The 23,112-nt window shown below is 30.9% G+C and carries 24 protein-coding genes; 13 read left to right on the top strand and 11 right to left on the bottom strand.

Going from position 1 to position 23,112, the window contains the following annotated elements; genetic code table 11:
- The first annotated feature begins 6 nt into the window (after nucleotides 1-6).
- Both C8N27_RS03490 and C8N27_RS03485 read left to right on the top strand, forming a co-directional pair.
- Entirely contained in the window at nucleotides 7-1,191 is a 1,185-nt protein-coding gene (locus C8N27_RS03490; RefSeq protein WP_121146280.1) for an efflux RND transporter periplasmic adaptor subunit, read from the top strand.
- A 22-nt stretch (nucleotides 1,192-1,213) separates the two neighbouring features.
- On the top strand, nucleotides 1,214-4,678 hold the full coding sequence (locus C8N27_RS03485; protein WP_121146279.1) for an efflux RND transporter permease subunit: 3,465 nt from the start codon (nucleotides 1,214-1,216) through the stop codon (nucleotides 4,676-4,678).
- Nucleotides 4,679-4,754: 76 nt separating this feature from the next.
- On the opposite strand, the gene C8N27_RS03480 is transcribed toward C8N27_RS03485, so the two are convergent.
- Nucleotides 4,755-7,082 carry a TonB-dependent receptor gene (locus tag C8N27_RS03480; RefSeq protein WP_121146278.1) on the bottom strand — a complete coding sequence of 776 codons (2,328 nt, stop codon included), beginning with the start codon at nucleotides 7,080-7,082 and terminating at the stop codon, nucleotides 4,755-4,757.
- Between the two features lie 212 nt (nucleotides 7,083-7,294).
- Between C8N27_RS03480 and C8N27_RS03475 the strand changes: the two genes are divergently transcribed.
- From C8N27_RS03475 to C8N27_RS03465, 3 genes are read left to right on the top strand one after another with little or no spacing between them, the layout of a single operon-like run.
- Nucleotides 7,295-8,365, top strand: a complete 1,071-nt coding sequence (locus tag C8N27_RS03475; RefSeq protein WP_244174707.1) for a sensor histidine kinase — start codon at nucleotides 7,295-7,297, stop codon at nucleotides 8,363-8,365.
- 7 nt (nucleotides 8,366-8,372) lie between these two features.
- Nucleotides 8,373-9,083: a LytR/AlgR family response regulator transcription factor gene (locus C8N27_RS03470; RefSeq protein ID WP_121146277.1), complete on the top strand. Its 711-nt coding sequence runs from the start codon at nucleotides 8,373-8,375 to the stop codon at nucleotides 9,081-9,083.
- 18 nt (nucleotides 9,084-9,101) lie between these two features.
- Nucleotides 9,102-9,572: a regulatory protein RecX gene (locus tag C8N27_RS03465; RefSeq protein WP_099215702.1), complete on the top strand. Its 471-nt coding sequence runs from the start codon at nucleotides 9,102-9,104 to the stop codon at nucleotides 9,570-9,572.
- Here the strand turns inward: C8N27_RS03465 and C8N27_RS03460 are convergent.
- The gene (locus C8N27_RS03460) at nucleotides 9,559-10,083 is read right to left on the bottom strand and encodes a hypothetical protein (RefSeq protein ID WP_121146276.1); all 525 of its coding nucleotides are present in this window, start codon (nucleotides 10,081-10,083) and stop codon (nucleotides 9,559-9,561) included. The two genes, C8N27_RS03465 and C8N27_RS03460, sit on opposite strands and share 14 nt — an antisense overlap.
- Before the next feature lie 183 nt (nucleotides 10,084-10,266).
- On the opposite strand from C8N27_RS03460, the gene C8N27_RS03455 reads away from it, so the two are divergent.
- The 3 genes from C8N27_RS03455 to C8N27_RS03445 all read left to right on the top strand — a co-directional run bounded on the left by C8N27_RS03455 (nucleotide 10,267) and on the right by C8N27_RS03445 (nucleotide 12,505).
- Complete coding sequence (locus C8N27_RS03455) at nucleotides 10,267-11,232, top strand: NAD-dependent epimerase/dehydratase family protein (RefSeq protein WP_121146275.1); 966 nt, start codon at nucleotides 10,267-10,269, stop codon at nucleotides 11,230-11,232.
- Nucleotides 11,233-11,343: 111 nt separating this feature from the next.
- Nucleotides 11,344-11,934 (top strand): thioredoxin family protein, encoded by a 591-nt coding sequence (locus tag C8N27_RS03450; protein ID WP_099215705.1) that lies wholly within the window; start codon nucleotides 11,344-11,346, stop codon nucleotides 11,932-11,934.
- Nucleotides 11,935-12,025: 91 nt separating this feature from the next.
- Nucleotides 12,026-12,505, top strand: coding sequence for an ABC transporter ATPase (locus C8N27_RS03445; protein WP_121146274.1), 480 nt, complete (start codon nucleotides 12,026-12,028; stop codon nucleotides 12,503-12,505).
- Between the two features lie 36 nt (nucleotides 12,506-12,541).
- On the opposite strand, the gene C8N27_RS03440 is transcribed toward C8N27_RS03445, so the two are convergent.
- Genes C8N27_RS03440 through C8N27_RS03400 form a run of 9 tightly spaced genes read right to left on the bottom strand, consistent with a single transcriptional unit; the run spans nucleotide 12,542 to nucleotide 18,094 of the window.
- Complete coding sequence (locus tag C8N27_RS03440; RefSeq protein WP_121146273.1) at nucleotides 12,542-13,078, bottom strand: hypothetical protein; 537 nt, start codon at nucleotides 13,076-13,078, stop codon at nucleotides 12,542-12,544.
- Between the two features lie 34 nt (nucleotides 13,079-13,112).
- Complete coding sequence (gene truB / locus C8N27_RS03435) at nucleotides 13,113-13,805, bottom strand: tRNA pseudouridine(55) synthase TruB (RefSeq protein ID WP_121146272.1); 693 nt, start codon at nucleotides 13,803-13,805, stop codon at nucleotides 13,113-13,115.
- Nucleotides 13,806-14,600, bottom strand: a complete 795-nt coding sequence (locus C8N27_RS03430) for an undecaprenyl-diphosphate phosphatase (protein WP_099215709.1) — start codon at nucleotides 14,598-14,600, stop codon at nucleotides 13,806-13,808. It lies immediately after the preceding gene.
- A 2-nt stretch (nucleotides 14,601-14,602) separates the two neighbouring features.
- Nucleotides 14,603-14,845, bottom strand: coding sequence for a DUF3098 domain-containing protein (locus C8N27_RS03425; RefSeq protein ID WP_121146271.1), 243 nt, complete (start codon nucleotides 14,843-14,845; stop codon nucleotides 14,603-14,605).
- A gap of 7 nt (nucleotides 14,846-14,852) precedes the next feature.
- Nucleotides 14,853-15,731, bottom strand: coding sequence for a cell division protein FtsX (locus tag C8N27_RS03420; RefSeq protein WP_121146270.1), 879 nt, complete (start codon nucleotides 15,729-15,731; stop codon nucleotides 14,853-14,855).
- A 58-nt stretch (nucleotides 15,732-15,789) separates the two neighbouring features.
- Nucleotides 15,790-16,194, bottom strand: coding sequence for a methylmalonyl-CoA epimerase (gene mce, locus C8N27_RS03415; RefSeq protein WP_099215711.1), 405 nt, complete (start codon nucleotides 16,192-16,194; stop codon nucleotides 15,790-15,792).
- 30 nt (nucleotides 16,195-16,224) lie between these two features.
- Complete coding sequence (locus C8N27_RS03410; protein ID WP_121146269.1) at nucleotides 16,225-16,767, bottom strand: hypothetical protein; 543 nt, start codon at nucleotides 16,765-16,767, stop codon at nucleotides 16,225-16,227.
- 2 nt (nucleotides 16,768-16,769) lie between these two features.
- Entirely contained in the window at nucleotides 16,770-17,441 is a 672-nt protein-coding gene (locus C8N27_RS03405; RefSeq protein WP_121146268.1) for a hypothetical protein, read from the bottom strand.
- Nucleotides 17,442-17,500: 59 nt separating this feature from the next.
- Nucleotides 17,501-18,094 carry a DUF2589 domain-containing protein gene (locus C8N27_RS03400; protein ID WP_121146267.1) on the bottom strand — a complete coding sequence of 198 codons (594 nt, stop codon included), beginning with the start codon at nucleotides 18,092-18,094 and terminating at the stop codon, nucleotides 17,501-17,503.
- A gap of 595 nt (nucleotides 18,095-18,689) precedes the next feature.
- Here C8N27_RS03400 and C8N27_RS03395 point away from each other — a divergent pair.
- The 5 genes from C8N27_RS03395 to C8N27_RS03375 all read left to right on the top strand — a co-directional run bounded on the left by C8N27_RS03395 (nucleotide 18,690) and on the right by C8N27_RS03375 (nucleotide 23,103).
- Nucleotides 18,690-19,385, top strand: a complete 696-nt coding sequence (locus tag C8N27_RS03395; protein WP_147431698.1) for a hypothetical protein — start codon at nucleotides 18,690-18,692, stop codon at nucleotides 19,383-19,385.
- A gap of 612 nt (nucleotides 19,386-19,997) precedes the next feature.
- Nucleotides 19,998-20,747 (top strand): sensor histidine kinase, encoded by a 750-nt coding sequence (locus C8N27_RS03390; RefSeq protein ID WP_121146265.1) that lies wholly within the window; start codon nucleotides 19,998-20,000, stop codon nucleotides 20,745-20,747.
- A 50-nt stretch (nucleotides 20,748-20,797) separates the two neighbouring features.
- Nucleotides 20,798-21,445, top strand: coding sequence for a response regulator transcription factor (locus tag C8N27_RS03385; protein WP_099215718.1), 648 nt, complete (start codon nucleotides 20,798-20,800; stop codon nucleotides 21,443-21,445).
- 21 nt (nucleotides 21,446-21,466) lie between these two features.
- The gene (gene rbfA / locus C8N27_RS03380; protein WP_121146264.1) at nucleotides 21,467-21,862 is read left to right on the top strand and encodes a 30S ribosome-binding factor RbfA; all 396 of its coding nucleotides are present in this window, start codon (nucleotides 21,467-21,469) and stop codon (nucleotides 21,860-21,862) included.
- A 38-nt stretch (nucleotides 21,863-21,900) separates the two neighbouring features.
- Nucleotides 21,901-23,103: an ABC transporter permease gene (locus C8N27_RS03375; RefSeq protein ID WP_121146263.1), complete on the top strand. Its 1,203-nt coding sequence runs from the start codon at nucleotides 21,901-21,903 to the stop codon at nucleotides 23,101-23,103.
- The last annotated feature ends 9 nt before the right edge of the window (nucleotides 23,104-23,112 follow it).

The raw sequence follows: 23,112 nt of genomic DNA, 5'->3' as shown, positions 1-23,112 counted from the left end.
ACTATAATGAGAAAAATATATTCACTATTCGCAATTACATTGCTTTTAGCCTCATGTGGAGGTAAAAAAGAGCAGTCTGTACAAGACGTAATAGCATCTAATGATTTAGCGAAAATTAGAGAGAAAAAAGCATCGTTAGACACACAAATGCAAACACTATCTGATGAAATTAAGGTTTTAAACGATAAAATTTCTGAGTTAGATACCAATAAAAAAGTTCCATTAATTACAGTGCTTTCTGCTAAGGAAGAGGTTTTTGATCACTATTTAGAATTACAAGGAGCAGTACAAACAAAGCAAAATGTACTTATCTATCCTGAAATGCCAGGGCTTTTAACACGTATTTATGTAAAAGAAGGGCAGTATGTTAAAAAGGGACAAACCTTAGCAAAAATTGATGATGGAGGTTTGGCAAATCAGTTAGCTCAAATAGAAGCGCAAGCAGCACTAGCAGAAACAACATATAAACGTCAGAAACGTTTGTGGGAACAAAAAATAGGATCAGAAATTCAGTTTTTACAAGCTAAAACTAACTATGAAGCACAAACCAACGCGGTTAGTCAATTAAGAAGACAGTTAGCAAAATCGGTAATTACCGCACCTTTTTCAGGAGTAATTGATGACGTAATAAAAGAGCAAGGAACAGTAGTAGCACCAGGAATGGGTTCTGAAGTTTTCAGAATTGTAAACTTAAAAAACATGTATATCGAAACAGATGTACCTGAAAGTTATATCACGTCAATTAAAAAAGGGAAAAATGTTGAGGTAGAGTTCCCTGTATTAGGAGAAAAGTTAACTTCTAAAATTCGTCAAGCAGGCAACTTTATAAACCCAGCAAACAGAACATTTAAAGTTGAGGTTGGAGTTCCTAACCATGAAGGAAAGATTAAGCCGAATTTAACAGCTAAGTTAAGAATCAATGATTACTCTAATGAAAAAGCAATTTTAATTCCTCAAAGTATTATTTCAGAGAATGCTAATGGAGAACAATATGTGTATGTTGTAGAAAACATAAAAGATCAGGTAGGAACCGCTAAACAAATAATTATAACTACAGGGAAAACGCAAGGAGATATTATTGAAGTTCTAAGCGGAATTGAAAACGGAACAAAAATTATTGAAGAAGGAGCTCGTAGTGTAAAAAACGGACAAGAGGTTAAGGTATTAACTCTTTCAGAAGAAGCAAAATAACACACCAAAAACTATCCGTCTAATGACTGAAAAACAAAAAAAACAAGTAGATAAAGAGTTTGGTTTATCCTCTTGGGCAATAAATAATAAAACAACCATCTACGTAATGATGGTTATGATACTTATAACAGGTATTTCTGCCTTTTTAAGTATGCCAAGAGAAAATTTCCCAGAAATTAGAGAAACCAAAATTTATATAAGTTCTCTGTATCCAGGAAATACAGCTGAAGACATAGAGAAGTTAATTACCGATCCGTTAGAAGATAGACTTAAAACGGTAAGTAATGTAGTAGAAATAACCTCTACATCTCAAGAAGACTACTCAATGGTGGTTGTTGAGTTTGATGAAAACATATCAGTAGATCAAGCTAAACAAAAAGTAAAAGATGAAATAGATCAAGAAACGTCTGGAGAAGATTGGCCTACGTTTAACGGAGCTAAAGTAGAACCAAATGTTTTTGAGCTAAGTATTTCTGAAGAAATGCCAATTCTAAATATCAATATCTCGGGAGATTACCCAGTAGATAAATTAAAAGAATTTGGTGAGTATTTGGAGGACGAAATTGAAGATTTACAAGAAATAAAAAAAGTAGATATCCGTGGTGCTGAAGAAAAAGAAGTTGAGGTAGCAGTTGATATTTACAAAATGATGGCAGCGCAAGTAAGTTTCCAAGATGTAATTAATGCAATTAACGGAGGAAACTTAACAATGTCTGCAGGTAATTTAATTGCTAGTGGACAACGACGTACTGTTAGAATTTTAGGAGAAATTGAAGATCCACAAGAATTACAAGATTTTGTAGTAAAATCAGAAAAAGGGAATTCAATTTACCTTAAAGATATTGCAAAAGTTTCTTTTAAAGATAAAGATAAAACTACGTATGCTCGTGAGTTTGGAGAAGCTGTAGTAATGCTGGATGTAAAAAAACGTTCAGGGAAAAACATGGTAGAGGCTGCTGAAAAAATTCAGAAAATTGTAGAAGATACCAAAGCCAATATATTTCCAAGTAATTTAAAAGTAACCATAGCTAACGATCAATCTTCAAAAACTATTGGTCAGGTAGATGATTTGGTAAATAACATCATCTTTGGGGTAATTTTAGTAGTATTAGTACTAATGTTCTTCTTAGGGTTTAAAAATGCCTTATTTGTTGGATTTGCGATACCAATGTCAATGTTCATGTCACTAATGATATTGAGTTGGCTAGGATATACCATGAATACCATGATTCTTTTTGGATTAATTATGGGACTGGGAATGTTGGTAGATAATGGTATTGTGGTTGTTGAAAACGTATACCGTTTAATGGATGAAGGTATGCCTAGAATTGAAGCTGCTAAAAAAGGAATTGGAGAAATTGCATTTCCAATTATTATTTCTACAGCAACAACAGTAGCAGCTTTTATTCCGTTAGGAATGTGGCCTGGAACTATGGGGCAGTTTATGATTTATTTCCCTGTAACATTATCTGTAGTATTAGGTTCATCATTATTTGTGGCAATATTTTTTAACTCAGTGTTAGTGTCACAGTTTATGAGTGTTGAAGATAAAAATATGCCATTAAGACGTATTATTATTTTATCGTCAGTAATGGCAGTGATAGGATTATTAATAGCTCTTTTAGGCGGAACATATGGAGCTTTAGGTACTGTGATGATTTTTACAGCTATCATGTTGTGGGTATATCGATTGGCATTACGTCCGTGGGCAAATCGTTTTCAAAATACAGTATTACCACGATGGGAACGTTTTTATGAAAGAATGTTAAGAGCAGCTCTAAGAGGCTGGAGGCCGTATGTTATCTCTTTAGGTACCTTTGTTTTATTATTTATTGCTTTTGGGGGTTTTGGAGCCTCAATAGGAAGTCAACGTACAAAAGTTGAGTTTTTCCCAGATAATACACCAAACCAGATTATTGTTTATATCGAATATCCACAAGGAACTGACATTGAAAAGACAAATCTGATAATGAAAGATTTGGAAGAACGTGTGTATAAAGTATTAAACTCGCCAGAATATGTTGATAACGGTTATAATTTCTTAGTAGAAAGTGCTGTTTCACAAGTAGGAGCTGGTTCTGGAAATCCGCAAACAGATGGAGGTTCAACTGCAGAAATGCCTCATAAAGGAAAAATAACTGCTTCAATGCGTGAATACAAATACCGTAGAGGAGCTGATAGTAAAGAGTTACAAAGAAAAGTTACTGAAGCATTAAGAGGAATTTACCCTGGATTAGAAATTTCAGTAGAAAAAGAAGCAGTAGGTCCACCAGCAGGATACCCTATTAATATTGAGTTAGAAGGAAATGATTATGCAGAATTAATCAACACTGCAGAAAAGATGAGAGATTTCATTAACTCAAAAAGTATTGCTGGTATTGATGAATTAAAGATTGATGTAAATAAATCTAAACCATCAATGTTAGTAAATGTTGATCGTAAAAAAGCAGGAGAATTAGGAGTAAGTTCATCGCAAGTAGGAAACCAATTGCGTAATGCTATTTTTGGTTCTAAAGCAGGTATTTATAAAGAAGATGGTGATGATTACGATATTTATGTTCGTTTTAATAAAGAAAACAGGTATAATAAAAGTGCAATTTTTAACCAGAAAATTACTTTTAGAGATATGTCTTCAGGAACGATCAAAGAAATTCCTGTGTCGGCAGTAGCAAAACAAACAAATACCTCAGGATTTAGCGCAATTAAGCATAAAGATGTAAAAAGAGTGGTGACAGTATATTCTGCTTTAGCACCAGGGTATACAGATGCTGCAGCGATTGTTTCAAAAATTCAAAATGAAATGAAGACGTTTACTGAAAAACCTGATTCAGTAAGAGTTGACTATACAGGACAAATAGAAGAGCAAAATAAACAGATGGCGTTCTTAATGAAAGCATTTTTTGGAGGTTTAGGATTAATTTTCTTGATTTTAATTTTCCAGTTTAATTCAGTTTCTAAGCCAGCAATAATAATGCTAGCAATCTTTTTAAGTTTAATAGGTGTATTTGGAGGATTAATTATTACGGCAAAACCATTCGTAATTATGATGACCATGATGGGGATTATTTCCTTAGCGGGAATTGTGGTGAATAATGGAGTAGTACTGCTCGATTATACCCAGTTACTTATAGATCGTAAAAAAGTAGAACAAGGATTGTCTTCTGACGAATTCGTAGATGTACATGCTTTAGGAGAAGCTATTATTAGAGGAGGAAAAGCACGTTTACGTCCAGTATTATTAACGGCAATCACAACCATTTTAGGGCTAATTCCATTAGCAACAGGTTTAAATATTAATTTCTTTACCTTAGCTAGTGAGTTGAATCCACATATATATGTTGGAGGGGATAATGTAATTTTCTGGGGTCCATTAGCATGGACTGTTATTTATGGATTATTCATAGCAACTTTCTTGACATTAATTGTAGTACCGATATTATTCTACCTAATCACTAAGTTTAAAATGTGGTTACGTAGCGTTTTATAATTGATTTTTTGTTAACTGTAAAAAGGGTTAAAAGTAATTTATTTTTAACCCTTTTTTAATTGTGTAGAACAAAAAGTTAATCAGGTAGGCGATCCCTATCTTTTTTAGTTCTGTTAAATCGGTAAGTAAAAGTTAAAGAAGTATACCTACCAATAGGTTTGTTATATCTGGTTGCTGTGTAATTTTCGCCAGTAATTAGTTGTTTACTTACTCTAGAGTCAAAAATGTTGTTCATGTTTAGGGTTAGTGTAGCTTTGTCATTCCAAAGGTCTTTACTTACACCTATATTAGCTCTATACTGAGCTTCAGTAAATATTTGTCCGCTTTGTCTTTCTCCAAGATAATTTAAGCTAGATTGAATAGTTAATCTTGAAAACTTCATTCTAGAGTTTAAACGAGTAGACCATGTGTTGTTATCAACAGTATATATTCCTCTTTGATCGAAAGAATAATAGTTGAATTCACTTGATAATCTCCACCATCTATAAGGAGAATATCGAATGGCTAATTCAGCACCAAATCTTTTTTCAGTTCCTGAGTTAATAGGTTTAGATACCAAAGCTCCAAATGAATTTATTGTAACTAAAGTTTCAAAAACATTAGTAGTATGTTGGTAATATATAGATGGGTTTAAGGTGAATTTATTCCATCTTTTTAATAGGCCTAACTCGAAAGAATTTGTGTACATAGGATTTAAATCAGGATTACCTACACGTATGTTTCTGCGGTCAGAAATTCCACCAAAAGGATTTAGATGCCAAAAACTAGGACGTCTAATTCTTCTACTATAGCTTAGTTGTAAATTGGTAGCCTGATTAAAACTGTATGTAAAATGGGCTGTAGGAAATAAATCAGTATACTTTTTATCGGTTTTAAATTGATTGTTTCTGTCCGTGCTTCCAGTATTTGCATGTTCAGCACGTAAGCCTAATAAATATTGAAGTTTGTTTTTTTGGTTTCCATATTGAATATAAGCACCATAAATACGTTCGTTATACCTTAACAAGTTGTTTAAGCTATCAATTAAAACAGTATTGTCCCAAACCTTATAATCACTGTCAATATTTCTAATTTCTCCTTTTATTCCCATTTCCAAATGTGATTTTTCAGAGATAGGTAGCTTAAAGTCAGATTGAAATAAAAAGTCTTTACTGCTTTCTATATCTCTACTTTGTAAAGTGTTTATAGCAGAGGTTGTGGGAAATTGTTGTTGCTCTTTAACTAATTCATTTTCGTCATCATTCCAAAAATCATATTGAAAATTAGCTGTAAATTTTTGTCCCTTTCTAGCGAATGTTTTTACATAGTTTAATTCAATTTGATTTGCTTTTTGAGGTTCTTTATATGATTCTTGTGTAGTGAGAATACTATCTGTTTGTTGTGTGTTGTCTAAAAAGTTAAAGGTATAATCAACATTGTTTTTACTTGTATTGTTTCTATGGTAGTAACTTAGAGTAAGGGTGTTTTTATCATTAATGTAATAATCACTTCCAAAATAAAGATTAAAAGTACTACGGCTTCTAGTAGTATTAGTTACCCTGTTAGAATAAGAGGTTATTACCCCATTATCGAGATTAGTTCTGTTCAAATAACCATTTCCATCGAAAGATATATAACGATATCCAATATTAGAAAATAAATTGAATTTCTCTTTTTTGTAGTTCATATTGTAGTTGATATTATGATTATCAGGAATTCCAGTAGTTAGCTGTAAAGAGCTACCAAAACCACCACTTTTATTTTTCTTTAAGATAATATTGATGATTCCAGCAGTTCCACTAGCATCGTACTTAGCGGAAGGGTTGGTAACTACTTCAACCTTTTCTATGTTTTCGGAAGGAATTGACTCTAAGCCGTTGTTTGCTGTTAAAACAGAAGGTTTTCCGTTAATTAAAATACGAACATTCGGATTGCCTCGTAAGCTTATACCTCCTTCAATATCTACACTCACTGACGGAACGTTATTTAAAACATCATTAACAGAACCACCTTTAGAAACTAAATCTTTACCAACATTAAAAACACGTTTATCTAGTTTGTACTCCGTGGTAGATTTTTCAGCAATAATCTCTACTTCATCCAAAGCTTGAGCATCTTCCTGTAGAAGAATAGTTTGAAGTGATTGGTTTTTGGTTAGTGAAATATTGTTCATTGAATGATTTTTAAAACCAATAAACTCCACTTTAATATTATACTGACCTTTTTTAATATTCATTAAAAATTCTCCTTGGCTATTCGTAGATTCTCCTGCTACAATTTCATTTGTATTAGGGTTGGTTAAAATAATAGTAGCAAACTCTAAAGGTTGTTTGGTGTTTCTTTCTACAACTTTACCAGTAAGCGTTATTTGAGCAGATAACTGAATAGAAATAAATAGTAGTAGAATAAATAAAGACTTTTTCATTATTACTTAATATTTGAATTATGCAGCAAAGATGAATTTAAAAGACATGCGGGTTTGTTGTAATAGATAAAAGACTACAAATAATCGACGTATAGAGGATTGTTTAATAGATGAACAATTTAAGGCTTAAAAAAGCTTTATTTAGGAGGTAAAAGACCAAGTTTGTCGATTTGGAGTTATAAGTACTCAAGGTATTTATATATTTACAAACTATGATTACAAGAGAAGCAGTTATTAAGTTTTTTTCAGAGAGTAGGGTGTTACAACACGTACTATTTTGGTGTGTGTTTCTTGTTTTAGACTTTCCTAAAGACTCACTTATATACCAAGAAGAGTTTTCTTTTTTAGGAACTTTTGTAATGTCTATGTGTCATATGATTCCCAAGATAATTATATCCTATTTCATAGCTTATTATGTTATTCCGAAGTTTTTATTGAAGAAAAAATATATAATTACAGTTGTTTTGTTTTTAATAGGAACATATTTATTAGCAGCGTTCAACAGGGTTTTGGTTGTGCATGTAGGAGAAACATTAATAAGAAAAGGAGTTTTTACACAAGAGCCCCTTTTGGAGATTTTAACTGATTGGAAAAAGTTGTTGTTTGGTTATATTCCAAATATGTATTTAACAACTTTGGTTTTCCTTTCTGTAAAATATTTTCTGGATTATAAAAGAGTTAAAGAAAAAGAACTAGTATTTGAAAAAGAAAAAACGGAAGCAGAATTAAAAACATTAAAAGCACAATTAAACCCACATTTCTTATTCAATACTCTTAATAATATTTATAGTTTGTCTTTGAGTAACTCGCCCAAAACACCAACCTCAATAGGTAAACTATCAGAAATGTTAGATTATGTCTTGTATAGATGTAATACTAAGTTTGTGTTACTTTCTAATGAAATTCAATTGATAGAAAACTATATAGAGTTAGAAAAACTAAGGTACGACTCACGTTTAAAAGTTTCTTTGATAAATAATGTAGAAAAAGATATCAAAATACCACCATTGATATTGTTATCGTTAGTTGAAAATGCTTTTAAACATGGAGCAGGAGAAGATAGTGGGTCGCCAGAAATTAAAATTGAGCTTTTAAGCTCAGAGAATAATTTTAGGTTCAAAATATCTAATACGGTTTCCAAAGATTATGTCCTCAAAAAAGAGAGTATAGGCTTGTCAAATGTTAGAAAACAATTAGATTTAATCTATCAAGACCAATATAGTTTGACAATAGAGAATGGAGAAAATGAATTTAATGTAGTTTTAAAAATTTATTCAAATTAAATAGTTGATGAAAGTAAAATGTTTAGTGGTTGATGATGAGCCTTTAGCAAGAGAATTGATTGAAAATCACATCTCAAAAATACCAGCACTTGAAATAGTGGGGAGCTGTGATAATGCATTGAAAGCATTTGAAGTTATAAGTTCTCAAAAAGTAGATTTATTGTTTTTAGATATAAAAATGCCAAATATTACAGGAATAGACTTTTTAAAAACAATTAAAAACCCTCCAAAAACAATTTTCACAACAGCTTACAGAGATTACGCCCTTGAAAGTTATGATTTAGAAGTGCTAGACTACTTGTTAAAACCAATAACTTTCGAACGTTTTTTTAAGGCTGTAGATCGTTTTTTGAGGTCAATAAAGGAGAGTGATATGTCTATAACCAAAGAAAGTGAAAACACAGAAGAGTTTTTGTTGTTGAAATCAGGAAGTAAGTACCACAAAGTCTTCATTGGAGATATATTATTTATAGAGAGCTTAAAAGATTATGTAAAAGTTCATACAGTTAATGATAAACGTGTTGTAACTAAGTATAAGATAAGCGATATTGAAGAAAAATTAAATAGTAATTTTTTAAGAGTTCACAGATCTTATATTATCAATACGAATAAAATATCTGCTTTTACAATTAACGATGTTGAAATAAACTCAATAGAAATTCCAATAGGTGCTAGTTATAAAGAAAAGGTAATCTCTTTTTTGAATCAATGGAAATAGAATTTATATTTTCGTGCTATGAACAAACCGGTTTTTACAGTTGAAGAAATAAAAAGGAAGATTGAGCAGTATTGTGTTTACCAAGATCGATGTCATAAAGAAGTAGAGAAAAAACTTAAAGATTATAACTTAATTCCAGAAGCAAGAGAGCATATTTTACTTCACTTATTAGAACATAATTTTTTAAATGAAGAACGATTTGCAAAAAGTTTTGCTAGAGGGAAATTCAGAATTAAAAAATGGGGAAAAGATCGTATCGTTAGAGAATTGAAATTTAGAGATATTTCTGCCTATAATATAAAATCAGCCCTGAAAGAAATCGACGAAGAGGAGTATATCAAAACCTTATATAATTTGGTAGAAAAAAAGAATGCGTCAGTCTCTGAAACAAATCACTTTAAAAGAAAAAAGAAGATTGCTGATTATCTTTTATACAGAGGGTTTGAAAGTAGCTTAATATATGAAGCCTTAAAAACTATTGATTCTTAAATAAACTATCTAAGTTTATTTCGCTATCAAACTTTTTCTTAGTGTAAACAGTATTAATCTTATCGTTAACACTACTAAAAAGCATCATAATTTTTTCAACCTGACTGTTAACTTGATTCGCGGAAATCGATGGGATAAAAGTCATATCCGCTAAACGTAAAGTTTCATTTTCAAAAACATTAATACGAGCTTTAAAAGCAGGTGTTTTAAGAGGTTCTATATTTAAACTATCCTTAAATTGTTTGGTAAGTGTTTTTAATTCCAAAGCATTGTTTAAAGCCTCAGTAGGTGTTGTATTTTGTAACTCTTGTAAAAAATCTTCAACTATAAAATATTCTTTCCAAGGTTTGATTTTATCAATATATTTTTCATTTATTTTAGAGTAATCAGTATGCTTAACCGAAATATTCATTTCAGTTTTAGTTGGTAACTCTTCTTTTTGTTCACTCTTTTTTTTACAAGAAGTAACTAAAAAAAAGAATGAAGCAATAACAAATAAAAAACGACTCATTTTAATAAAATAATTAAGCGATAAAAGTACATATTTTACTTGGTATTCTTTGTAGAATTAAATTAGAAGTTTGAAATCAGTAGATTAGCAGTCTCTTTTGTAGATAGTTAAAAAAGAATAAATACTTTTTGCGAAATCTTAAATTTAATAACTTTGCAAACATCTATTTTTGAATAATTTAAAATGAGTGAAACGATATTAATTTTAGGAGCTTGCGGGCAAATAGGAACAGAATTAACCCAAAAATTGCGTTCTATTTATGGAGCAAATAATGTAATAGCTTCCGATATTAGAGAAGGAAATGCAGAAATGATGAGTTCTGGACCTTTTGAAATCATCGATGCTACCAACCAAGAGCAAATTTTAAGTGTTGTTCAAAAATATAAAGTAACCCAAGTGTATTTAATGGCGGCAATGTTATCTGCAACTGCAGAAAAATATCCATTAAAAGGTTGGGATTTAAACATGACTTCGTTGTTAGCAGTATTGGAATTAGCTAGAGAAAAGCATATTCAAAAAATATATTGGCCTAGTTCAATGGCTGCTTTTGGACCAACATCACCAAAAATGAATACACCACAGCAAACAATTATGGAGCCTTCTACAGTTTATGGAATAAGTAAAGTAGCAGGAGAGCATTGGTGTAATTATTACCACGATAAATATGGGGTAGATGTACGAAGCATTCGTTATCCAGGAATTATAAGCTGGAAAACTTTGCCAGGTGGAGGAACGACTGATTATGCTGTTGATATTTACTTTGATGCATTGAAAAAAGGAACTTTTGAGTGCTTTTTATCAGAAAATACACGTTTACCAATGATGTATATGGATGATGCTATCAATGCTACTATTCAATTAATGCAAGCAGATGAAGAGAATATTAAAACAAGAACTTCATACAACTTAGCGGCAATTAGTTTTACACCAGCTGAAATAGCTACTGAAATTAAAAAATACATTCCAGAGTTTACCATTACATATAATCCAGACTTTAGACAAGCGATTGCAGACAGTTGGCCTCAAGTAATTGATGATTCAGCAGCAAGAAAAGATTGGGGATGGAGACATCAGTTTGATTTAGCTTCTATGACTAAAGATATTATTACCAATTTGCAAGCAAAAGCTCAAGAGTCAGCTGAAGTGTAAGGTTGTATTTGTGTTTTCGTCTATGTTATTCAAGTTTTGTAGTGAATTGTAACTTAGGTTACCTAGGATTCACTATAGATAAAATACTTTTGTAATAACAATATATTTACGATGAAAAAAATTATTCAAAATAGCTTAGAAAAGGCGCTGTCTTATAATGAATATAGAGATTTAGTAAGTGATTTATTGTCGCAAGGAAAATCTACTGGACCTAATCAATCAGATGATTTATTAAACTATAGTAAGTTAAATGATAAACGTATGAAGCGTTTAGATAAAACAGTAAAACTTACTAAAGAGACACTTGCTAAAATTAAAGATGTAAAAGAACCACAAACTTGGTTAGTATTAACTGAAGGATGGTGTGGTGATGCAGCACAAAACTTACCTGTAATTAATAAAATAGCAGAAGAGAATCCAAACATCAATTTAAAACTAGTTTTACGAGATGAAAATTTAGAGTTGATGGATAAATTTTTAACAAATGGAGGAAGATCAATACCTAAGTTAATTGCTTTAAATCAGGAGAACGAAGTAATCAACACATGGGGACCAAGACCTACCACAGCAACTAAAATGGTTGTTGATTATAAAGAAAAACATGGTAGCTTGGATGCTGACTTTAAAACAGATTTACAAGTTTGGTATAACAAAAATAAAGGAGAAAATACACAAGAAGATTTAGTGTCAATGCTTCAGTAATATAGTGCATAAAAAAGCTAGAAATTCCCCTTTTTGTTTTTATCAAAAAGGGGAATTGTTTTCTGTATCTTTGCGTCCATAAGGAATAAATATGTTTGTAGAATTCAGTAGTTTATCAGAAGAGGCAAAAGTTTGGGTATATCCATCAAGTCGAAAATTTTATCCGCAAGAAATTGACGGGCTAAAAGAAAAGTTACAAGGCTTTGTTGATGGGTGGAAGTCTGAAGATACTGATTTCAAAGCTTCTTTTGAACTGAAATACAGTCGTTTTATTATCTTTTCTGCGGAAGAAGGTTCAACATTAACGAATGCAGATATTGATAAGCAAGTAGCATTTATTTTACAACTACAACAAGAATATGAAGTAGAGTTGTTAGATAAGATGAATGTGTGTTTTAAGCAAGGAGAATTTATTCAGTACAAAGACGTCAAAGAATTTAAAAAGTTGCTTAAAAAGAAGTCTGTGTCAGCAAAAACAATAGTTTTTGATAATTTAGTACAAACCAAAGTGGAATTAGAAAACTATTGGGAAGTACCAATTACGGAAAGTTGGTATAGTCGATTTTTATAATAAATTTTTAACTACTAAAATTGTGAGTTTTCTCTTCTAAAAGAAAGAAAATCCAATACCGATAGACACACTATCTAAATGACCGTTCTCAAAGTTTTGAATAGCTTTTCTGTGATAGTCTAAACGTACAATAGTATTCCATCTACTGGCTCCCGTTACTTGTACCCCAAGTCCTAATCCGTAGTAATTACCATTTTCATATTTAGAAGAAGGTCTCCACATTTTTCCTTGGCTATACTCAATAAAAAAATTGTCGTTGTCTTTTTCAACAATATTATAACGTAAGTTACCGTAAAAAGGAATAGCGTTGATACCAAATCTAAAGTGATGGTCAAAACCAGCATTTATACCAATTTGCCAACGTCTGTGAAGTTGATATCCTGCACCTAGGCGAATTAAAAGAGAAGCAGGTTCTAAAAAAGATTCATCATCATCAGGATCTAATGTATAATCTTCATTTATAGCGAATGTTGTGCTAAGACTTCCTGTAAAATAAGGTTTTTTGTAGTTTTCTTGAGTAAAAGTGAATTGAGCTGTTAATAGGATAACTAATAGGAGTAGTTTTTTTTTCATAGTAATAGATAATTTTTGCTTTGATAAGCAAAAATTATTCCATTTCTAAAGAGTCGATAAACTCATCAACACTGAGAGCATTATCAACTGAAAAATCTCCAATTTTAGTTCTTCTTAAAACTGATAAATGTGCTCCAGAGTTTAATACTTCTCCATAATCGTTGGCTATAGAACGAATATAAGTTCCTTTACTACATACGATTCTGAATTCAACATTAGGTAAATCAATTTTTGTGATTTCAAACTCGTTAATTTCTACTTCACGAGCTTTAATTTCAGTGGTTTCACCTTTGCGAGCTAATTCATATAAACGTTTTCCATCTTTTTTAATTGCAGAGAAAATAGGTGGTTTTTGCTGAATTTTTCCAATAAACTGCTCTGTAGTTTTGTGTAGTAACTCTTCTGTTATGTGTTCTGTTGGGAATGTTTCGTTGATTTCTGTTTCTAAATCGTAACTTGGTGTTGTAGCACCCACAACAAACGTACCTGTATATTCTTTTACTTGTCCCTGATATTCGTTGATGTTTTTAGTTTGTTTACCAGTACAAATAATTAACAAACCAGTTGCCAAAGGGTCAAGCGTTCCAGCATGTCCTACTTTAATTTTTTTAATATCAAAACGTTTACGGATATGCCAACGTAGCTTATTCACTACTTGAAAAGAAGTCCATTCTAAAGGTTTATCAATCAATAAAACCTGTCCGTTTTTGTAATCTTCTGCAGTCATCTAGAAAAATAAAGAATAGCCAATGGCAATTAAACCTACAATAGCACAGTATAATGAGAAATATGATAATTTACTTTTTTTAACTAGGGCTATCATCCAAGTACACGCTAATAATCCCGAGATAAAAGCTGCAATAAATCCAGCAGATAAAGGAACAATTTCCGAGCTCTGAAAATTAATTTCTCCACTTAAAATATCTTTAGCAACTTTTCCTAAAATTAAAGGTACCACCATTAAAAAAGAAAAACGAGCTGCTTTGGTTCGGTCTACACCTAATAAAACAGATGTTGAAATAGTAGCTCCCGAACGTGAAATTCCAGGTAACATGGCAATTGCTTGAGAGATTCCTATAATTACTGAACTTTTAAAAGAAACACTTTTGTTAGTGTTCTTAGCTTTATCAGCCAATAAAAGTAACACAGCAGTTACTAAAAGCATAAAACCTACTAATAAAACTTTTCCTCCAAAAAAGCTTTCCAATTCTTTTTCAAAGGCCAACCCAATTACTACAGCAGGAATCATAGAAAGAATGATTTTTACAGAAAATTGCATTTCCTCATTCCATTTAAACTGAAATAAACCTCTAAAAATCTCAGCAATTTCTTTTCTAAATACTACAATAGTACTTAATGCTGTTGCAGCATGTAAAACCACAGTAAATGTTAGGCTTTCTTGAGGTACAGAAGTATCTCCAAATAAAGCTTTAGCTAGTTCTAGATGACCGCTAGAGGATACGGGTAAAAATTCAGTAAGACCTTGGATAATTCCAAGGATAATTGCTTCTAATAAATCCATGCTTATTTTTTAGGATTGGCAAAAATAGCATAAATTTCTATACCTAATCCGATAATTACTAAGGTAGGAGCTAAACGAATTCTAAGCCAACTATATATTTCTGGATTGAATACATTAGGATCATCACTACCGCCACCTGCCATTAAAATAAACCCTAAGGCAATTACAGCAATACCAATAAGCATAATAATATAGTTTCGTTTACCGAATAGAAATTCTTGTTTTGGTGAATTGTCTTTTTTCATAAATATTTTAGTAGTACAAATCGTTGGTTTGTAAATTTAAGAATCGTTGTGTAGCAAAGAAAGTGCTAATCCATGTAATAAAAAAAGCAACAAGTATAACTCCTCCAGCTACATAACCTAAAGCAACATAGTCTGTAAGTAGTTCTAATGTAGGGATGTATTTATCTACATAATAAATTAAAATACCCAATCCACTTATTGCTATAAAAGCACCTAGTAACCCTAGCTTAATGCTTTGCCAAATAAAAGGTCTACGAATAAAGCTCTTAGTGGCACCAACCATTTGCATGGTTTTTATGTTGAATCGTTTTGAGTAAATTGACAATCGGATGGAACTGTTTATTAAAATAATAGCAACTAATCCGAAAAAACCACTTAACACCAATAACCAAAAACTAATACGTTGGATGTTTTTGGTAAGCAATTGAACCAATGGTTTATCATAACTTACTTCGGCAACAAATTTGTTTTTATCAAAAGACTTTTCAAGTTCACTCATTTTTTCAGGAGTCACAAAATCTGCTTTTAGATAAATGTCAATTCCATTTTTTAAGGGATTATCTCCCAAAAACTGTAAAAAATCTTCACCTAAATCTTTTTTATACTCTTTGGCAGCGTCTTCTTTAGAAATATAAACAACCTTGTTAACAAACGTCTCTTTTTTAATTGATTCCTTAAGACTTTTAATGTTTTTATCAACTACTTCATCTTTTAAGAAAAGCGTCATAACTACTTTTTCCTTAAAGTGATTCGCAACTTTTGTTGATTTTAAAAGAACTAAACCTAAAACACCAATCATAAAAAGTACTAAAGCAATACTTACTACTACTGATATGTATGAAGATTGTAATCGGCGTTTTTGAAAAGAATCAAAAGAGGTTGTCATTAGTAAATACTGATTTTAAGGCGTTGCAAGATACAAATATTTAATTTTTAAACTGTTCCTATTCTTCTATCTCTTGGCATAACTCAATAAGTACACCATTGGTAGTTTTAGGATGTAAAAAAGCTACTAGTTTATTATCGGCTCCTTTTTTAGGAGTTTCATTCAAAACAGTAAAACCTTCACCTTGTAAACGTTTAATTTCTTCTTTTATGTTATCAACTGCAAAAGCAATGTGATGAATTCCTTCTCCTTTTTTTTCTATAAACTTTGCTATAGGGCTCTCGGGCTTTGTAGCTTCTAATAATTCAATTTTATTAGGGCCAGATTTAAAAAATGAAGTTTTTACACCTTCGCTAGCAACTTCTTCAATTTTATAATGAGATTCTCCAAAAAGAGAAGCAAATAATGAGTTAGATTTTTCTAAATCTTTAACGGCTATACCAATATGTTCAATTTTGTTCATAACGTAAAAGTAAAAAATATAGCGAACTATCTATAAACTTTCTATTGCTATTTTTTCAGCCATAATAATAAGTACGTCTGATTGATTTATCATTGAAAGTATTTGTGAGCTAATTCCTTTAAGTTGTTCATGATTGCAGCAAAACCTCCAAACTTGTTCTAGAAATTGCGTAAAATCTTCATTTGTATCGTATTTAAACTGCTTGGTTTGGTAAATTACTGCTAAAAGTTGCTCTATCAAGGTTGTTGAATTATCTAAAATGGTAGCATAGGGAGTGTATACTTCCCATAAGTCTTGTTGAGCTTCTGTTAATGTTGATGCTCCTAATTGTAGAATCTCTTTTTTTTTATTTCTACTATTTGGAATGAATGAACTTAACATGGCTCTTTTAACTGCAAATTTTGATGATTCTGGTAAGTTAAGTGCTTTTAATACTTCTTCTGTAGCTAACAACCAATCGCGAATATTTTTTGTGCTCTGCGTATTTTTTTTCTCAATTTGATTCGCCAACTCATGTATTTCATTCAATTGAGTTTTGAGTTGATTGGTTATTTTTGTAATTGATTTTCTCATAACTATTCTGGTAATAGTTTGGTTTCTCTTACACCATCTTCATTTTCTGAAGTATACCACTCCATACCTTCTTCATTTAAAGTCATTTTAATCTGAACTATATTTTCAGGTTTGATTTCGTTTAGTTTATGAGCTTCTACAATAACTTTTGTGTTTTTTTGAGTTATCTGCCTACTTTTAATAGATGGTCTTAATTCTGAATTAAGTTTTTTAACTAATACGTCGTAACTTACTTTTTCATTATAAATAGAGATGAATTCTTCAGATAATTGTTGTGAAAACCTTGATAATACAGGGTCGATTTCACCAGTTGCTTTTATGTTTTTTTCAAGTTCATCTGTTCTTTGTGCTATTATTGAACGAAGCATAGTAGACGTTTTTCTGTCAAAAGAAGTAATTTTTGAAGCATCTTTTAAAATTGTATAGGTCTGCGAATTGAAAGCAATATTATCAATAGGTTCATAATCGGCCTCATAAGTCTCTTCTAATTCTCCAATCGCCACAGGAATGGTGAGTTCAATATTTTGTGCTTTAAAACGAGGGATAGAAAAATGTTTCAAGAGTTCATGACGTGAAAACTTCTCAGCAATCTCTAAAGATTTCAAATCAGACATTAAACGTGCTTCTGCGATGCTGGTGGCAATTCCACCTAAATACTCATTTAAATTTACCATAATAAAATTTTTTAAAAAGAGGTTGTACGGTTTGTTACAGTACAACCTCGTTATGAATGTTAAGCTACAGCAGCAATACTGTCCTCTAGCATATTTAAAATTCTACTTAACCCTTCAGGTAATTCGTCGTTTACGGCACGAACTTTTACCCCAAGATTATATGTTTTATCAACCTTAACGCCTTGAGATGTGTTTCTTTTGTAAGATGCAGAAGCTTTAAAGTTTACGATTTTGTAATTGATTCCTAATTCAGCACTAGCTGCAAACTCAGAAGATACATTTCTTGTTTCAGTAGAACTTAAACGAGCATTAAAATCAATGTTTACTTCATCAATACGAATTGATGGAATGGTAAGCATTGTTAAAAATGGTACTTTGATTTCAATTTCGCTTTTTATGAATTTTAGATTGTCAGGACCAATGGCTTCATTTGGATCGTAATCAGGGTTAGGTACTGATTTTTCATATTGAAAATCAACATAACGTAATGAATCTGGATTAGCAGGGTTATTGTCTTTTTCAAAACCTACTTCTTTAATAAAATTTACAGTGGCCATTGAAGCTGCTGTTTGTGCTTGTATTGCAGCTTGTAAAGGTCCTCCAACATATACGTTGAAGTCTAAACTGTTTAATTCTGGAACTAAATTTGGCATATTTTTTATTTTGTGTACCTACTCTGTTTATTATGAGGCTTTTCGGTGTTCGCCTAGTATTTCGAAATAATTGAAGGCAAAGTTGAATGAAATAGAGAGTACAGTTTAGAGGAGTAGAACTGTAAAAGTGTTGTGATAGCCCTAGGTTTTAAAGGAGATTTTTCTCCTGTATATTTTAGGGAATAAAAGTTTTTGTTTTGTATAGTTATTATTAGTAGACTTGAAATGCTATGAAAAATTTAATAAAAATCACTTCTCTATAATTTTTATTACAGATTGTTTATGTGTTTTTGAAAATTACGAGTAAAGGTTTTAAGAACACTTTTTTAATATTCCAAGTAAAAAATCTTTTTCTGTAGTAAAATTAGTGTAGAAAGGATGTTTAACTTTTTTTACAAGAAAAAAACAAGAGTATATGCCATGAAAAAACAAGAGTTAAAACATTTGTATGGCTTAGGGGTTTTTCCTGTTTGTGGGTTGTGGAAGGTTAAGTAACCATTTGATAACTCAGGTTTTAAAGGGTTTCTGAGTAATTCCGTTTTTTTTATTAAGAAATAAGCCGTTATATTTAGAAAATCAAAAAATCAATTTTATTATGAAAAACACTAACCAACTTAAATTATTATTGTTAACTCTTGTAATGACTTTTGCTATTTCATGTGATAAGATCAATGGCAATAAATGTGACTGTGACGATTGGCAGTCTCAAGTGCCAGAAGGTACTTTTTGTTACTCTGATGAAGGAAGAACAAAAGAAATGCTAAACTATAAGGAAGTCATTCAAATGCTATCAAGTTATGATAGAACAAGAATTGCACCACTAGAAGAAGCTTTAGGATATGAAGATACACGTATTAATACATTTGACTTTGTGCAATTTAAAAAGTATTTGGGGCATGTAGAAAACCTTAGTAAGAAAGCAAAAATAAAAATAACAGGAATCAGCTTTATATCTACAGCTAAAGAGAATCATAACGATACTGGTAAAAGCTACAGTAGTTTAATTTATATACCTACGACTACAATTGATGGGGAACAAATAGCTTTTGATCCTGTACAATCAGCAAAACATGGAAAATTAGTAACGTTTAAAGAAATGCTGGCAAAGCATGGATATAAATGGATATATAATACGAGAGAAGAGTTTGAAAAAGGGAAAAGAGATGATTATAACTATAGAATCAAAACTGTGAGAGAAAATAAAGCAGGGTTTATGTTTATAACTTCTTTAGATGATGAATTATTGAGCGGAGCTGGAAATTTAGGTACTTATTCTCCTCCATATCGTTAATAGAAATATTAAATATTTAATGTCAGATTTAACATTTATTAAGCTTCAATTATTGATACAGACTATTGCTGCTATAGTAAATTTCTTGTACTTTAAGAGGTATAATAGAAAGTTTATTCTTCTATTATTGTTTATACAAGTCACTTCTTTGTTGGTAGAGGGAATAGGATATTATTATTTGTATATAGGTAAATCTAGCTTTTATTGTCATTATATATACGTAATAATAAATTTTAATCTAATAGCATTTCTTTATTTTATGTTGATTAGAGATACTATTTTACTTAATGTCATGAAAGGATTATTAATTTTGTTTAATATTTGTTGGGTTTTCGTTATGTATAATTCATCATGGTTGATGTATGTTTTTATATTCGGGGCAATAAACACAGCGATTAGTATTTTCTTTTACCTTAGAGAGTTGTTGTTATCTGATAGAATCTTAAATTATAAAAAATTATTACCATTTTGGGTTTCAGTAGGGTTCTTAGTCTTTTATTTACCTTCTATTCCTTTTTTTAGTATGCTAAATTATATGAAAACAAGAGGGTTGTTTTTTATTTTAAATATATTAATTATTTTAATGAATTTGATAATTGTTTATGGTTTAATATGCAGCAAGAAGGAGGTGAAATATTAATAATATCTACTATAGTTGTTACATTTATTGTAGTTTTTTTAGTGGTTCTTTTTATGGTGTTTCAACGCCGTAAGAATAAATTGTTGCAAGAGCGAGATAAAAATAAAAAACGTTACGAACGTGAAATTGCTGAGACTCAAATAGAAATAAGAGAAGAGACTTTAAGAAATATTAGTTGGGAGTTGCACGATAATATAGGGCAACTCCTAACTTTAGCTAAAATACAGCTACAACATGCTTCTCCTGAAAGTATGGAAGAAATTTCTGAAATTATAGCAAAAAGCTTAACGGAAGTAAGAGCGTTATCAAAAATTATTAATCCAGATTTTATTAATAATATAAAATTAAAAGAAGCATTAAACTTAGAAATTGAGCGATTTAATAGGCTAAACTATATTGATGCTAAATTAACAATTGCAGGAGAAGAACAAGAGATAAATCAAAAACATGGAATAATTATTTTTAGAATTCTTCAAGAGTTTTTTTCTAACACGATAAAGCACTCTAAAGCATCTAAATTGGAAGTGTTTTTAAGTTATAAAGAAGATTCAATAGAGGTAAAAGCTCAAGATAATGGGGTAGGTTTTGATATGGAAAGAGCCAGGTTAAAAGGTTTAGGACTACAAAATATAAAAGCAAGAGCTAAACTAATTAACGCAGAGACTAAGTTTATGTCAGAGTCTCAAAAAGGCACAAGTTTAATAATAAATTACTATATTTAAAGAACCTTAGTGTATTTCCCCAACAACTAATAACCAATATAACCCACAAAATTATGAAATACTCAGTTGTTGTTGTAGATGATCATACGTTATTATCACAAGCTATCGAAGGTATGGTAAACACTTTTGATAAATTTAAAGTGCTTTACACTTGCAAAAATGGTAAAGAAGTCGAAGAAAAGTTTTTAGCATCGCCTAAAAACATACCAGATTTAGTTTTAGTAGATGTAAATATGCCAGTGATGAACGGTATTGAGACTACAGAGTGGATAGTGAATAACTACCCACAAGTTCATGTTATGGCGTTGTCAGTAGAAGACGCTGATGGTACTATTTTAAAAATGTTAAAAGCTGGTGCTGTAGGGTACTTGCTAAAAGATACCAAAAAAGAAATCCTAGAGAAAGCGTTGTTAGAAATGATGGATAACGGATTTTATCATACAAAAAATGTTACTACATTATTGTTAGATTCCGTTTCAGGAAAAAACTCAAGAAACAACTTGGCATTTAAAGACAATGAAATAACTTTTATGAAACTTGCATGCTCGGAATTAACGTATAAAGAAATAGCCGAAAAAATGTTTTTAAGCCCAAAAACGATAGATGGTTATCGAGATAGTCTATTTACAAAGTTAAATGTAAGAAATAGAGTAGGCTTAGTTATGTATGCGATAAAAAATAAAATTTACACTCCGTAATTTTATGCTTAAATTTGCAACATGGAAGAAACAAATAGACAGCGAAAAATAGCAGGAGTGTTGCAACAGGATTTAGTAGACGTTTTACAACGTGCTGCTCAAGATGGAATGAAGGGAGTGATTATATCGGTTTCTAAAGTTTCGGTTACTGCCGACTTGGGAGTGGCAAAAGTATACTTAAGTGTTTTCCCTTCAGAAAAAAGAGACGAAATTATTGAAGGAGTAAAATCTAATACACCTTTAATTCGCCATGAATTAGCACAACGAACAAAAAATCAATTACGAAGAATGCCAGAATTGTTGTTCTTTGGAGATGATAGTTTGGATTATATTGAAGAGATTGATAAGTCTTTAAAAGGAAAAGATGTCGACCCAATAAAAAATCCAGATGTTTTGCCTCGTCGTCAAAAACGTTAATAATTTTTGTTACATTGGCTAGCTAAATTTATTAATGCTTGAACTTTTCTTTATACATAGCTAAACGATACTTGTTTTCTAAAACGAGTACCAATGCAATTAATATTATTACAGCAATAGCTGTTTTTGGTGTTGTGGTAGGTACCTTGGCTTTGTTTGTTGTATTGTCTGGTTTTTCTGGGTTAAAGACTTTTAGTGATTCATTACTTAATGCATCAGATCCAGATATAAAAATTACGGCTTCAAAAGGAAAATCTTTTCAATATTCACAAAAATTAGATAATGTTTTACAACAAAATGAAGAGATAGAGGCTGCTTCAAAAGTAGTAGAAGAACGTGTTTTTTTAAAGTATAAAGATAAAGAGCATATTGCCCAAATTAAAGGAGTTGATTCAAATTACTCAAAAATTATTCCGACAGATTCTTTGCTAACAGTAGGTACTTGGATTGATGAAGAATATAAAAATACAGCAGTAGTAGGATACGGAATATCTTATAAACTATCGTTGGGGGTTTTTAATTTTGGTGAAGCACTTCAAATTTTAGTGCCAAAACCAGGAAAAGGATTTATCAATGCAAATAACGCTTTTCGATCGGTTTCAACACAAATAGTGGGTGTGTATACAGGATCAGAAGAATTTCAGAATAAATATGTATTTACTGAGGCATCACTTGCACAAGAGTTATTAGGTTACGATAATAACCAAATAACAGGAGTTGAGTTACGCTTAAAAGAAGGTGTAAATCTCGATGCATTCCAAGAGGATTTACAAAGCATTTTAGGGGGTAAGTTAAAGGTACAAACACGTACACAGTTAAATACGCTGTATTATAAGGTGATAAATACTGAAAACTTTATCTCATATTTAATTTTTACGTTAATTGTAGCTATTGCTTTGTTTAATGTGATAGGGTCAATTATCATGATGATTATTGATAAACGTCAAAATCTAAAAACTCTCTTTAACTTAGGAAGTAGTGTAGAGGATATAAAAAAGATATTTGTATTACAAGGTTTCTTGTTAACACTCGTGGGAATGGGGATAGGAATTGTTTTAGGTGTAATTCTAGTATTATTGCAACAACGCTTTGAGTTGTTAATGATTACACAAAATTTAGCATACCCAGTAGAATTTAAGTGGTTAAACCTACTAGTAGTAGTTGTTACAATTTCAGCTTTAGGATATTTAGCAGCAAAAATTGCAAGTTCTAGAATTTCAAAAAGTTTTATTGAACGATAAAACGTTAAC

Origin of the sequence: Tenacibaculum discolor, from assembly GCF_003664185.1 — a bacterium.
GTDB classification, from domain to species: Bacteria; Bacteroidota; Bacteroidia; order Flavobacteriales; family Flavobacteriaceae; genus Polaribacter; species Polaribacter discolor.
This window is presented reverse-complemented; position numbering and strand designations above follow the sequence as displayed.

Bases quoted from the DNA above. Each gene is read 5' to 3' on its own strand.
- C8N27_RS03490 (WP_121146280.1), top strand. From the start codon at position 7: ATGAGAAAAATATATTCACTATTCGCAATTACATTGCTTTTAGCCTCA.
- C8N27_RS03485 (WP_121146279.1), top strand. From the start codon at position 1,214: ATGACTGAAAAACAAAAAAAACAAGTAGATAAAGAGTTTGGTTTATCC.
- C8N27_RS03480 (WP_121146278.1), bottom strand. From the start codon at position 7,082: ATGAAAAAGTCTTTATTTATTCTACTACTATTTATTTCTATTCAGTTA.
- C8N27_RS03475 (WP_244174707.1), top strand. From the start codon at position 7,295: ATGATTACAAGAGAAGCAGTTATTAAGTTTTTTTCAGAGAGTAGGGTG.
- C8N27_RS03470 (WP_121146277.1), top strand. From the start codon at position 8,373: ATGAAAGTAAAATGTTTAGTGGTTGATGATGAGCCTTTAGCAAGAGAA.
- C8N27_RS03465 (WP_099215702.1), top strand. From the start codon at position 9,102: ATGAACAAACCGGTTTTTACAGTTGAAGAAATAAAAAGGAAGATTGAG.
- C8N27_RS03460 (WP_121146276.1), bottom strand. From the start codon at position 10,083: ATGAGTCGTTTTTTATTTGTTATTGCTTCATTCTTTTTTTTAGTTACT.
- C8N27_RS03455 (WP_121146275.1), top strand. From the start codon at position 10,267: ATGAGTGAAACGATATTAATTTTAGGAGCTTGCGGGCAAATAGGAACA.
- C8N27_RS03450 (WP_099215705.1), top strand. From the start codon at position 11,344: ATGAAAAAAATTATTCAAAATAGCTTAGAAAAGGCGCTGTCTTATAAT.
- C8N27_RS03445 (WP_121146274.1), top strand. From the start codon at position 12,026: ATGTTTGTAGAATTCAGTAGTTTATCAGAAGAGGCAAAAGTTTGGGTA.
- C8N27_RS03440 (WP_121146273.1), bottom strand. From the start codon at position 13,078: ATGAAAAAAAAACTACTCCTATTAGTTATCCTATTAACAGCTCAATTC.
- truB (WP_121146272.1), bottom strand. From the start codon at position 13,805: ATGACTGCAGAAGATTACAAAAACGGACAGGTTTTATTGATTGATAAA.
- C8N27_RS03430 (WP_099215709.1), bottom strand. From the start codon at position 14,600: ATGGATTTATTAGAAGCAATTATCCTTGGAATTATCCAAGGTCTTACT.
- C8N27_RS03425 (WP_121146271.1), bottom strand. From the start codon at position 14,845: ATGAAAAAAGACAATTCACCAAAACAAGAATTTCTATTCGGTAAACGA.
- C8N27_RS03420 (WP_121146270.1), bottom strand. From the start codon at position 15,731: ATGACAACCTCTTTTGATTCTTTTCAAAAACGCCGATTACAATCTTCA.
- mce (WP_099215711.1), bottom strand. From the start codon at position 16,194: ATGAACAAAATTGAACATATTGGTATAGCCGTTAAAGATTTAGAAAAA.
- C8N27_RS03410 (WP_121146269.1), bottom strand. From the start codon at position 16,767: ATGAGAAAATCAATTACAAAAATAACCAATCAACTCAAAACTCAATTG.
- C8N27_RS03405 (WP_121146268.1), bottom strand. From the start codon at position 17,441: ATGGTAAATTTAAATGAGTATTTAGGTGGAATTGCCACCAGCATCGCA.
- C8N27_RS03400 (WP_121146267.1), bottom strand. From the start codon at position 18,094: ATGCCAAATTTAGTTCCAGAATTAAACAGTTTAGACTTCAACGTATAT.
- C8N27_RS03395 (WP_147431698.1), top strand. From the start codon at position 18,690: ATGAAAAACACTAACCAACTTAAATTATTATTGTTAACTCTTGTAATG.
- C8N27_RS03390 (WP_121146265.1), top strand. From the start codon at position 19,998: ATGCAGCAAGAAGGAGGTGAAATATTAATAATATCTACTATAGTTGTT.
- rbfA (WP_121146264.1), top strand. From the start codon at position 21,467: ATGGAAGAAACAAATAGACAGCGAAAAATAGCAGGAGTGTTGCAACAG.